Raw genomic sequence first — 12,214 nt, 5'->3', positions numbered from 1 at the left:
ACTGTCGATGACTGAAACTGTGCGGTGGCTGAGCGAGTTGGGCATGTCGGACGTGCCTGTGGTGGGCGGCAAGAATGCCTCTCTGGGCGAGATGATTCAGCACCTGACCAAGGTCGGGGTGCGGGTGCCGGGTGGTTTTGCCACCACGGCGCAGGCGTATCGGGATTTTCTTGCTGTCGATGGGCTGGATGGGAAAATTGCCGCCGAATTGGAGAGCCTGGATGTCGAGGACATTGCCGCCTTGAGCGAGGCCGGGCCGCGCATTCGTGGTTGGATCATGGATCAGCCCTTTCCGCCGGCATTGGAGCAGGCCATTGATGATGCCTATGCGACTCTGACCGCCGATGCCGGCTCGGGTCCGGGCGAGGCTTCCTGGGCCGTGCGCTCCTCGGCCACGGCGGAAGACTTGCCCGATGCCTCCTTTGCCGGTCAGCAGGAGACCTTTCTGAATGTGCAGGGGCTTGACCACATCAAGCATGCCATCAAAGAAGTCTTCGCCTCGCTCTACAACGACCGCGCCATTTCTTACCGCGTGCATCAGGGCTTCACCCATGCCGAGGTGGCGCTCTCGGCCGGCGTCCAGCGCATGGTGCGCTCCGATCTGGCTGCCAGTGGCGTCATGTTCACCCTGGATACCGAATCCGGCTTTCGCGATGCCGTATTTATTACCGCAAGCTTCGGCCTGGGCGAAATGGTGGTACAGGGCGCAGTCAACCCGGACGAATTCTACGTGCATAAGCCTACGCTGGCCGCCGAGCGCCCGGCGGTGCTGCGGCGCGAGGTTGGCGACAAAGCGGTGCGCATGGTCTACGCAGAGCCTGGCAGCAAGCCGCCGGTGCGCACCGAGGATGTGCCCGAAGATCTGCGCGGGCTTTTCTGTATTTCTGACGAGGAAGTCGAGGCGCTCGCCCGTCAAGCGGTGCTCATTGAGCAGCACTATGGCCGCCCGATGGACATCGAATGGGCCAAGGACGGGCAGGATGGCCAACTCTATGTGGTCCAGGCGCGCCCGGAGACCGTGCAGAGCCGCACCGGCGGCGTGCTGGAGCGCTACCGGCTGTTACAACAAGGTACAGTGGTCGCGAGCGGGCGCAGCATCGGTAACCGCATTGGTGCCGGTCGTGCGCGGGTGGTGACCTCGCTCGCCAACATGGACCAGGTGAAGGCGGGTGACGTGCTCATCGCCGACATGACCGACCCGGACTGGGAGCCGGTGATGAAGCGCGCGGCGGCCATTGTCACCAATCGCGGCGGGCGCACCTGCCATGCTGCCATTATCGCGCGCGAGCTGGGCGTGCCGGCTGTGGTCGGCTGTAACGACGCAACCGACCGCATCGCCGAGGGCGCCGAGGTGACCGTCTCCTGCGCCGAGGGCGACACCGGCTATGTCTATCAGGGGTTACTGGAGTTCGAGCACAAGCAGATCCCGCTTGAGAAAATGCCCGAGGTGCCGGTGAAAGTCATGATGAATGTCGGTAACCCGGAGCGTGCCTTCGCCTTTGCCGGTACGCCCAATGCCGGGGTCGGCCTGGCGCGGCTGGAATTCATTATCAACAACATGATCGGCATCCATCCCAAGGCGCTGCTGGAATATGACCAGCTCCCCGCTGAGCTGAAAGCCGAGATCGCCCCGCGCATCGCCGCCTATCCGGGGCCGCGCGAGTTTTTTGTGATGCGCCTGGTCGAAGGGATTTCCACCCTGGCCGCCGCCTTCGCGCCCAATCCGGTGATTGTGCGTATGTCGGATTTCAAATCGAACGAATACGCCAATCTCATCGCCGGGCCGCGCTACGAGCCACACGAAGAAAACCCCATGATCGGCTTCCGCGGCGCCGGGCGCTATCTGTCGCCAGACTTCAAGGACTGCTTCGCGATGGAATGCGAGGCCCTGCGTACCGTGCGCGAGACCATGGGCTTGAGCAATGTGCAGATCATGATTCCCTTCGTGCGCACCCTGGCGCAGGCCAAGGGAGTGACCGAGGCCCTGGCCGCGCAGGGGCTGAAGCGCGGCGAGCAGGGACTCAAGCTCATCATGATGTGCGAGCTGCCCTCTAATGCCGTGCTGGCCGATGAGTTCCTGGAATACTTCGACGGCTTCTCCATCGGCTCCAACGATATGACTCAGCTCACCCTGGGCCTGGATCGCGACTCCGCGCTGGTGGCCGAGTCTTTCGACGAGCGCGATCCGGCGGTGAAGAAAATGCTCGAGATGGCCATTACCGCTTGCAAGTCACAGGGCAAGTACGTCGGCATCTGTGGCCAGGGGCCGTCGGACCATCCCGATCTGGCTGACTGGCTGGTCAAACAGGGCATCAGCAGTGTGTCGCTCAATCCCGACACCGTGATCGACACCTGGCTGTATCTGGCCGAGAAAGGTGGGTGAGAGGGGTGGCCGGCAGCGGCGAATGGATTCGCCAAAGCCGGCATTAAGGATAGGGAGATAAAGCGTTTTTGGAAAACTCTCTAAGCCGAATCCAACCCCGCGATCATTGCCTTGAGTTCGTCAACCGACAACCAGCGATCATTGCTGTCGCTGGCGTAGCGAAAACCCTCGTCACACCAGCGCCCGCCGCCGGTTAGGCGCGGATCAGTCGCCGAACGCCCGCCGTTGTGGCGATGTAGCGCAAAATAATCTTGAAATTCAATGGCGTTGCGGGAGTCATCCTCGGGAAGCAGCACCTCGTGCAGTTTCTCCCCGGGGCGAATGCCGGCTTCCTCGATCTGGCACTCCGGGCAGATGGCCTGCGCCAAGTCAAGGATATTCATACTCGGGATTTTGGGGATGAACACCTCACCGCCCTGCATGCGTTCGAGGCAGGCCAGCACAAAATCCACGCCCTGATCGAGCGTAATCCAGAAACGCGTCATCCGCCTGTCGGTCACCGGCAGGCGGCCTTCACTCTGTAGACGCTGAAAGTAGGGGATGACACTGCCGCGCGAGCCCACCACATTGCCGTAGCGCACCACCGAAAAACGCGTGGTCTTTGGACCTGAGAGGCTATTGGCCGCCACAAAGAGCTTATCCGAGCAAAGCTTGGTTGCGCCATAGAGGTTGATCGGGTTGGCCGCCTTGTCGGTGCTGAGTGCGATCACCTTGCCGACATGGAAGTCGATCGCAGCATCGACGACGTTAGAGGCGCCGAGGATATTGGTGTTGATGGCCTCAAGCGGGTTGTACTCGCAAGCCGGCACCTGCTTGAGCGCGGCGGCGTGGATGACGATATCGACGCCATCGAAGGCTCGGTGCAGGCGCTCCTTGTCACGCACGTCGCCCAAAAAATAGCGAATGGCCCGGTAGCGCTGCTCGGGAAACACCTGGGCCATTTCGTACTGCTTGAGTTCATCACGCGAGAAGATAATTAACTTGCGTGGTTTGTAATCCTTGAGCACCCGCCGGGTAAAGGCGGTCCCGAAGGAGCCGGTGCCACCGGTAACGAGAATGACCTGATCATCAAGCATGGCTGTTTGTCCTTTGTGCTGTCCTTGGCCTGTCGCGGATCGTTCGCGTTGCTGATTTTTTCTGCGGCGGTTCAAATGCGGGCTCAAACAACACGGGTCATCGTGCGCTCGATCACCGAGATGACCTCATCCTGTGCAGCCTCGCTCAGATCCGGGAAAAGCGGCAGGGACAGGGCGCCAGCATAAAACGCCTCGGCCCCCGGAAACTGCTTGGGCTGCCAGCCGCGATTGGCGAACAGTTCTAGCCGATAGAGCGGCTGGTAATGGACCTGAACGCCAATTGATGCGCGCTGGAAGGCATCATACAGCGCTCGTCGCTCGGCGCTGCTGGCGCATTGCACGCAGTATAAATGCCAGGCAGAGTGTTCATCGGCATCCGTCGGCGGCAACTTGAGCCTGGTGCCGGTCAGGCGCCCATGGTAACGACACGCCAGCGCGCGGCGGCGCTCGAGCAGAGTGTCGATGCGCCCGAGCTGACTCCGCCCGAGGGCGGCCTGGATGTCGCTCAGGCGGAAGTTATACCCTGGATTTTGAATCTCATAGCGCCAGTCGGGCTCTTCGCTGGCATGTGTGCGTTGAATGTCATGACTGCGCAGCCGGGCGAGGCGCTCGGCCAGCAGCGGATCATTCGTCATCACCATGCCGCCTTCGCCGGTTGTCAGCAGCTTGACCGGGTGAAAGCTGAAGACTACCGCATCGCTATGGCGAGCGTTGCCGATGCGGCTGTTAGCGTCTTGCAATTCGGTCGCGCCTAACGCATGAGCCGCGTCTTCAATCACCGCAAAGCCAAACTCCGCCGCCAGCGCGCCGATGGCCTCCATGTCGCACGGGCGCCCGGCATAATGGACGGGCACCAGAACGCGCGGCAGGCGACCCGCGCGCCGGGCTTGCCAGAGCTTGTCCTGAAGCGCTGAAATAGAAAGAAGGCCGGTATCTGGCTCGATATCGACCAGCTCAATGCGAGCCCCGCAATGTAGACCACAGCTTGCCGAGGCAACGAAGGTAAGCGCCGAGGTCCAGAGACTGTCGCCAGGCTTGAGTCCCAGCGCCTGGCAGGCCAGCAGCAGGGCGGAACTGCCAGAGTTGCAAGCAATGCCATGCGCCGCGCCGCAGTAGGCGGCCAGTTCGCGCTCGAAGCCAGCCGCCTGCTCGCCCTGGGTCAGCTGGCCATGGCGCAGCACCGAGACGACAGCGGCGATGTCGTCTTCGGTAATCTGATGCCAGCCGTAGGGGATGCGGGTTTGGGTCAAAGGCGGGCGTCCATGCACCTGGATACCAAAAGATGCGGCCCCGGGACGGCGATTATCCGAGCGCTGGTGTCAGCCGACTGCTCGCCGAGAAAAAACCGGCGGAAAGCCGAGTTGAATTAGATGAAATTAAACAATGACAGGCGGTTCACCTGAACATAGGACTGTTGTGCAGCCTCAAGTGCTACCTGCTGAAATTTAAAGCGGCTAATGGCCTCGGCATAGTCGAGGTCTTCAAGTTCCGAGAGCGTGGAGCGCAGATCAAGCTTACGGCCTTCGTTCAGTTCCGTCTGATCATCGATCACCTGTAAGCGGGTACCCACAGTCGCGCGGACTTCGCTCAGATGATTGAAGCTCGCGTCTATATCGGCAATGCCGCGATTGACTGCGTTGGTCAGATCCGCCCGGCTGCTCGAACCACCGACCGGGGTTTCGAACGCAGTGGCGATGGCGTCGAGGGTTTGAAATAGAGAAACGTTATTAGCGGGGCGGGAGGTGACGGTGTCACTAACGTTGGGGTCGCCGCTCAACACCAAGGTGCGCCCGGCAAATTCGACCGGGCTGCCGGAAGAGTAATCCGTCCAGGCGATGGGAAAGCCACCGGCTGTTTTATTTTCGACCTGATATTGCAGGTTCCCAGTTACCGGGTCCGTCTGGAAGCTGATCTCGAATTCATCTGTGGCATTGGTACCAGTTAAAAAATCATCTAGATTACTGACCTCAGTTTTTTCGATGACCAACGAGCCGCGCGGTGTCGCGGCTGCCCGATTCACATCCGCCGATACCCGTCCGTCATTCTCCGTGATATTCATGAAGACATCGGCGCCATTGTCCCCGATGGCAACCTTTCTGATCGGCGTGATGGCAACCTCGCGCACCGAACCTTCGCCGTCGGCGCCGACGTAAGAAATCACGTTATTGCCGTCAATCTCGAATGGTGTGGCAAGGGATTCGGTCCCGGCAAACAGATATTCGCCATTCGGGTCCTTGGTGTTGGAGACATCGAAAATGGAGTCGCGAATCTCGCGGATTTCCCGCGCCATGAAGCCGCGCGTTTCATTGGTCTGGCTGTCATTGGCGCCCTGGATCATCAGCTCTCGCACTCGCTGGAGTTGATCAGAAACACCGGCAATCGCCCATTCCTCCTGCTGCAAGCGAGGCTGAGCAAGATCAGTGTTGCGTTGAAATTGTTCAATGGATTGAATGATTTCACGGAACTGAGCGCTTTGAGTAGCACCAGCGGGGTCATCGGAGGCGGTCAGAATGCGCTTGCCGGTCGAGAGCTGCATGCCCGTTTGATTCAATTCTGACTGAGCGCGCTGCATCGACTCAGTGCCGGAGCGGAATATCTGTTCGGTGGAGATACGCATCACTCGTCTCCCGGTTGTTAACGGCCTATCGCGGCGAACAGACTATCGAAGATTCGGTTGCCGACCGAAATGGCCTGGGCGGCGGCCTGATAGGCCTGTTGATATTTGAGAAGATTTGCGGCTTCTTCATCGAGATTAACACCGGAGATTTGGTCGCGCTGCACCTGGGCTTGATCACGCAGCGCAATGCTTGAATCACGAAAAACCTGAGCTTGGCGCGTGCGAGTGCCGACTAGCCCCAAGGTGCTATTGTAGCTATCGGCAAAAGATTCAGAATCTTCGATCATTGGTTGCTCAGCCAGGCCAGCCAACGAAAGCATATTCCTATTGTCGCCTTCTCGGCCCCGCTTGAGTTCTACCCCAAAGGTATCGCCCTCGGCCGGGGTTCCAAAAACATCCAGTTCCCAACCGTAACCAGTCACAATTGTCGGCGGCGGCTGGTTAGCCGCTGGAGCTGTTGTGGACTGTTGGGTAATATTGAAAGATGCGGTGTCGACAGGTACTCCGCGTATTTTCATTTCCCAGCCATCAGCGTTGATCGTTGTGGTGCCGCTTGGGTCGAGCGGTATCGCAGTTGCGCCGACATTAAACACCTTGTTTGTACCGTCATAAGTGACTGCTCCGCTAACAAAACTGGCGGCATCGGTAATCTTGAAGCCTTCTACAGTTGAGCTCCCGTTGTTTGGTGCTCCATATTCTGGACTGTATACATCGAAATTCCCGCCGGTGTACAGCACAGCCGCTGGCACTCCGACGTTTTCAGGGTTTGCGGGCGCTGGGTTGTCACGTCGAAGATCCATCATCCGCGCACTGCCAGTATTGTCAGGTCCAACAGTCGCCCCTGCCGCCGCAGCGACTTTTTCCGGGTTAACCATTTCCATGCCAATTCTTTCAGCCGCGAAACGGGTTGGCTGGATGATCCATTCGTCCTTGTCGGCCGCTCCGGCAATTGCGGTCGTATCTATGATTAAGCCATCAGCCTGTATTTCCGATCCGAGCGCCCCGGTCTTAACGATTTCATTATCACTCAAACGTAACAGTTCAAAGTTGCCGGCATTTCTTTTAAGTATGTAGTCGCTCGCTGTGAGGTCAGTAATTGCTCCCTCGTTAAAGGTTACAGTGGGATGGCCCGCAACCCCGTTTCCAGGTACGGCACCAACATAAAGGTCCGGGCTTGAGAAAATATCCTCGCCCGTCTCGCCATTCAGGTCGAGTCCCAGGTTGTTTTGCTGGTTCATTGTGGTACTCAGGACTACGGCTATTTGCCCGATGCCATTTTGCGCGGAGTCCAGCACTTGTTCGCGAATCTCTAACAGTCCGCCGAGTTCCCCGCCGGTCATGAACTTGGTAATGTCGTCGGATTGACCCCCGGCGGTCTTGAAGCCGATGCCATAGTTGCGAATATCGCCTAACATGCTTCCCACTGTCAGGGAGTTGTTGACTCCGCCGATGACTAGTGGCTGGCCATTGCCAATAAATACATTAACGGATCGGTCTTCCTGCTCCAGTGTCTTGATATCGATTCGTTTGGCTAACTCGCCCAGAACGCGACCGCGTTCATCTAATAAATCGTTCGGTGCCCCTCCCTGGCTTGCAGCCGCGCCATAACCCTCTACGATTCGGCTGTTCAAGTCTTTCAGCGATTCGGCGAGGGCGTTGATTTCATCGACATTGAGCTTGATATCCTTATTGATCATGGTTCGCTGTTCTTCGATTCGCGAATTCAGCTCGCCGAATCGCTGGACCATGGACTCGGCTTCACCGAGAAAGACCGTCCTAGCCGTCGTGGAAGTTGGATCACTCGAGACGTCATTAGCCGCATTGAAAAAGGTGCGCATCGCCGGCGCCAGACCTGTTGAGGCGTCACCTAGCAGGCGGTCAATCCGCTCGGCATACTCTGCGCGAACCTCGCCGTTGGCGGCGTCGGAAATACTGTTGCGCAACTGCACATCGACGAACTCGTCCTGCATGCGTCGAACAGAGGAAATTTGCACTCCCTGGCCGTAGAAATTTCCACCGAGCATCTGCGGATTGCGCGCCTCAAGGGATACGCGCTGACGGCTGTAGCCGTCCTTGGTGGAGTTGGAAATGTTATGGGAGGTAGTCGCGAGCGCACGCTGAAATGCCAGCAGCCCGGATGTACCTGTGCTCATAATGCCCATGCTTGTTGCCTGTGATGCGCGATTTGCTCGACTATGGCTTGCCGCTTAATTCTAGCCCTGTTCAAGAGGAACGGCTGCGGAAGCGATTTCTTGAGTGGAATCCTTGGCCATCATGGTGTTTAGCCGGTTATGGATGGACAGGATTTTGTTGGCGTAGTTCGGGTCCGTGGCATAGCCGGCGCGTTGCAGGCCGCGGACGAACTCGCGGCTGTCGGGGCTGGCCAGCGCATCGCGGTAGCGCGGGTTGCGGTGGAGAAACTCGACATAATCCTGAAAGGATTCTGCGGGGCTTGGGTAGGCCCGAAAAGCCCAGCGCTCGCGCTGGGCCACGCCGTTGCGGTACTCGAGCGTGCCGACCGAGACCCTGTCGCCAGTCCAGCCGCCATGTGCCTTGATGCCAAACAGGTTGTAACTGCTGCTCCCGTCGGCATGACGCGGGACACGGCGCCCCCAGCCGGTCTCGAGCGCGCTTTGTGCCAACAGCACGTTCGGATCGAAGCCCAGTTTGGCTGCGGCTGCCTCGGCCTGGGGGCGCAGCACGCGCAGAAATTCCTCGGGCGAGGATGGCGGCCAGTCGCTGGGGTCGAGTGGTGGCGCCTCGACTGAGGCGGTGGTTTTTTGCCACGATTGTGCGCTTTCTGCACTGTCGCCAGCCCCTGCAGCAGAAGAAATGCGGCGCATCGGACGCAGGTAAGGGTTGCGTTCTGGAACGGGCAAATCAGCGGGATCAACCGCATCCGCGTTGATCGCCTTGTTGCCGCCAAGTTGTCGCATTAGCAGATCCCGAAAGCCAAGCCCGGGACCCTCGCTGACAGATTGTGCCATCTCCTGATCGAGCATGTCGCGATACATATCGCTCTGGGCGGAGTCGAACAGGCCATCACCCAACGAGGTCGCACGCATCTGCTTGAGCATCTGCCCGACGAGCATCGCCTCGAAGGCGCGGGCAGTCGCTTCCAGCCCTTCACCGTCGCCAGAGGTGGCCTGTCGGCGCAGGTCATGCAGGCCGGCGGGGTCGGTTGCCAATGCTTTACTGGCCTGATGGGCGGCCAGTGCCGTAATGCCAGTGTCGAGCTCGCGCATGACAGTAGATCCGTATTACCGTGACGAGGGGCGCTCAGATCACCACCAGCTCTGCACGCAAGGCGCCAGCCTCGCGCAGGGCCTGGAGAATGGCGACCAGATCACCGGGTGCGGCGCCAACGTTGTTCACAGCACGCACGATCTCATCGAGCGAGGTGCCAGGATCGAACAGGAACATACGGCTGTCACCCTGAGTCACGTCGATAGCGGTCTGGGGTGTCACCACGGTCCGCCCACCAGCGAATGCCTCGGGCTGAGTGACAGTTGGATCCTCGCTAATAGTGACCGTCAGGTTGCCGTGAGAAACCGCTGCTGGCATCACCCGCACGTTGGCGCCCATCACGATGGTCCCGGTGCGTGCGTTGATGACGACCCTGGCTGGCGGCGTACCTGGCTCGACCGGCAAGTTTTCGAGCGCCGCGACAAAGGCAACTCTGTCGCTTGGGCTGGTTGGCGCACGCACCTTGACCGACGCTCCGTCCAGCGCTTGCGCGACTCGTCCACCAAAGGCATCGTTAATGACATTCATCATGCGATTGGCGGTGGAAAAATCGGGCCGATTAAGGTTCAGCACTAGCGAGCCACCCTGTGAGAATGAACTCGGCACTTCGCGCTCGACCGTGGCGCCTCGTGGGATGCGCCCAACACTCGGAATATTGATAGTGATGCTGCTGCCATCAGCGCCATCAGCGCTTAAACCGCCAACAACCAAATTACCCTGCGCAACAGCATAGACCTGACCATCCGCGCCCTTTAGCGGTGACATCAGCAAGGTGCCGCCGCGCAGGCTGGACGCGTTGCCGAGTGAGGAGACAGTCACGTCAAAGCGCTGGCCTGCTTTGGCAAAAGGCATCAGATCGGCCGTGATCATGACTGCCGCAACATTCTTGGACTGCGGACTCTCGCCGGCCGGCAAAGTGACACCGAGCTGGATCAGCATATTGTTCATGCTCTGGCTCGTGTATGATGTACGACCACCGTCGCCGGAGCCATCAAGTCCCACAACGAGCCCATAGCCGACCAACTGGTTGTCGCGCACTCCAGCGAAGTTAGCGATGTCCTTGATACGCTCTTGCCCTGGCGCGGCTGTCGGGATGGAATTACCCGAAAGTACGGGCAGGCTGACCAGCATGCCGATCAGGGCCGAAAGCCAGAGGGTGGTGAAGGTGGAACGGCGTTTCATGGGTGACCTCGTCAATTTTTTGGCGACTTCTTGGCGGTTTGCCAGACGCTAGCCGGGTTCTCTATCGATATAAGCAATCCTTGGACCAACAAAAACTGCTGCGCCTGACTAGCTCTCATAGCTTCGGCCACCCCGGACAAGAACGCTCCTGTTTCGGGGCAAGCCCACCTAGAAGGGCATGATCGCGCTGATGAAGAAGCGCATGATCCAGCCCATGGCATTGCTGTCGGCCACCGCACCGGTGCCACCGTAGTAAATCTGGACATCCCCGACCTGAGTCGAAAGCACGGTGTTCTCGGCTGTGATATCTACCGGCCGCACGATGCCACGCAGGCGGACATATTCTTTACCCTGATTTAAGCCAAGCCATTTCTCGCCCTGAATGACCAGATTGCCGTTGGGCAGTACTTCAGCGACCGTGACCGAGATATTGCCCTCCAGACTGTTGCTTTGCTCGGAATCGCCCTGGCCATCAAAGCTGCGCTTCGCGTCGGAATTGATACCAACGAGGCTGCCCAAAGGAGAGACAGGAGTGCCATTAAAATCCAGGCGCGCGACATCGATATCGACGTTGGAATCCTTGGTTGCTGATGTCTTGGCCGTCTTGCTGGCGTCGGTCTTTTCGATCAGAATCACATTGAGCAGATCGCCAACCTGCCGGGCTTTATAGTCCTCGAACAGCCCCCGGCTTTGCGCTGCCTGAAAAATGGCGCCGTTATTATATTGTTGCGGCAGTGGAGCCGGTGCGGAGGCGGCCAGAAAGTCTGGATCATCCCCGCGATTAACCGGCATGGAATCGCAACCAGCGAGAATCGCTGCAGACAGAGTCATTGTCAGTATCCTGTTAAGCATCATGGTGCATTACTCTTTTGCTCAGTCTTCGTCTTAGCGGGCAAGGTTGTTGTTCGCGAACTGAATCATCGAATCGGCCGTTGACAGCGCCTTGGAGTTGGCCTCATAAGAGCGCTGGGTCTCGATCATATTGACTAATTCCTCAGCGATATTGACGTTGCTGGTTTCAAGCGCGCAGTGGACAATCTGCCCCAAGCCATTCGCCCCTGGTGTTGATTCCTGCGCAGCTCCGGATGCTGCCGTTTCTAGAAACAGGTTCTCTCCAATTGGCTGCAAACCAGCCGGGTTAATAAAATCGGCAGTTTGTATTTGCCCAAGCTCCTGCGGGTCCACCTGGCCTGGCAGTTGCACTGTGATAATGCCATCTTGACTGATGCCAATTGTCTGGGCTTCTTCTGGAATGACCACTCCTGGCTGCAGTGGATACCCATTTGACATTACTACTTCACCCTCGGAATTGATCTGAAAGCTACCGTCACGGGTGTAACCCATGTCGCCATTGGGCATCAGAATCTGAAAGAATCCGCGCCCTTCGATGGCCATATCCATGGAGTTATGGGTTTGAACGAGGTTGCCCTGCTGGAAGAGTTTCTCGGTCGCCACAGTGCGCACACCAGTACCGATCATCAAACCGGACGGCAATTGGGTGTCCTGCGTGGATTGCGCCCCAGGCTGGCGGCAGGTCTGGTAGATCAGATCCTCGAAAACCGCGCGCCCTTTTTTAAACCCGGTGGTATTGACGTTGGCGAGGTTATTGGAAACCACACTCATCCGTGTCTGCTGCGCATCGAGGCCGGTTTTCGCGACCCAGAGTGCTTGATTCATGATCTATTCCCTCCCTGCGGGCAATGCGTGCCG

At 58.6% G+C, this 12,214-nt stretch carries 8 protein-coding genes and 1 pseudogene; 1 reads left to right on the top strand and 8 read right to left on the bottom strand.

The annotated features are described in order from the left end of the window. The first annotated feature begins 7 nt into the window (after positions 1-7). Positions 8-2,383, top strand: coding sequence for a phosphoenolpyruvate synthase (ppsA, locus tag Thiofri_RS22875; RefSeq protein ID WP_009148801.1), 2,376 nt, complete (start codon positions 8-10; stop codon positions 2,381-2,383). A gap of 80 nt (positions 2,384-2,463) precedes the next feature. Here ppsA and pseB read toward each other — a convergent pair whose 3' ends face one another. The 8 genes and pseudogenes from pseB to flgG all read right to left on the bottom strand — a co-directional run bounded on the left by pseB (position 2,464) and on the right by flgG (position 12,181). Further along, positions 2,464-3,459: a UDP-N-acetylglucosamine 4,6-dehydratase (inverting) gene (gene pseB, locus Thiofri_RS22870; RefSeq protein WP_009148799.1), complete on the bottom strand. Its 996-nt coding sequence runs from the start codon at positions 3,457-3,459 to the stop codon at positions 2,464-2,466. 83 nt (positions 3,460-3,542) lie between these two features. After that, positions 3,543-4,709: a UDP-4-amino-4,6-dideoxy-N-acetyl-beta-L-altrosamine transaminase gene (pseC, locus tag Thiofri_RS22865; protein ID WP_009148797.1), complete on the bottom strand. Its 1,167-nt coding sequence runs from the start codon at positions 4,707-4,709 to the stop codon at positions 3,543-3,545. A gap of 116 nt (positions 4,710-4,825) precedes the next feature. Further along, on the bottom strand, positions 4,826-6,076 hold the full coding sequence (gene flgL / locus Thiofri_RS22860; RefSeq protein ID WP_009148795.1) for a flagellar hook-associated protein FlgL: 1,251 nt from the start codon (positions 6,074-6,076) through the stop codon (positions 4,826-4,828). Positions 6,077-6,093: 17 nt separating this feature from the next. After that, entirely contained in the window at positions 6,094-8,238 is a 2,145-nt protein-coding gene (gene flgK / locus Thiofri_RS22855; protein WP_009148793.1) for a flagellar hook-associated protein FlgK, read from the bottom strand. Positions 8,239-8,289: 51 nt separating this feature from the next. Beyond that, positions 8,290-9,321, bottom strand: coding sequence for a flagellar assembly peptidoglycan hydrolase FlgJ (gene flgJ, locus Thiofri_RS22850; RefSeq protein WP_009148792.1), 1,032 nt, complete (start codon positions 9,319-9,321; stop codon positions 8,290-8,292). Between the two features lie 34 nt (positions 9,322-9,355). Continuing rightward, positions 9,356-10,453: a flagellar basal body P-ring protein FlgI gene (locus tag Thiofri_RS22845; protein WP_051023916.1), complete on the bottom strand. Its 1,098-nt coding sequence runs from the start codon at positions 10,451-10,453 to the stop codon at positions 9,356-9,358. Positions 10,454-10,672: 219 nt separating this feature from the next. Continuing rightward, positions 10,673-11,242 (bottom strand): annotated as a pseudogene (locus tag Thiofri_RS22840) (flagellar basal body L-ring protein FlgH); the annotation flags it as partial. Between the two features lie 147 nt (positions 11,243-11,389). Next, positions 11,390-12,181, bottom strand: coding sequence for a flagellar basal-body rod protein FlgG (flgG, locus tag Thiofri_RS22835; protein WP_009148786.1), 792 nt, complete (start codon positions 12,179-12,181; stop codon positions 11,390-11,392). Positions 12,182-12,214 lie beyond the last annotated feature (33 nt).

The organism is Thiorhodovibrio frisius, from assembly GCF_033954835.1.
GTDB classification, from domain to species: domain Bacteria; phylum Pseudomonadota; class Gammaproteobacteria; order Chromatiales; family Chromatiaceae; genus Thiorhodovibrio; species Thiorhodovibrio frisius.
The sequence above is the reverse complement of the archived record's forward strand: the minus strand, read 5'-3'. Positions and strand labels throughout refer to the sequence as shown.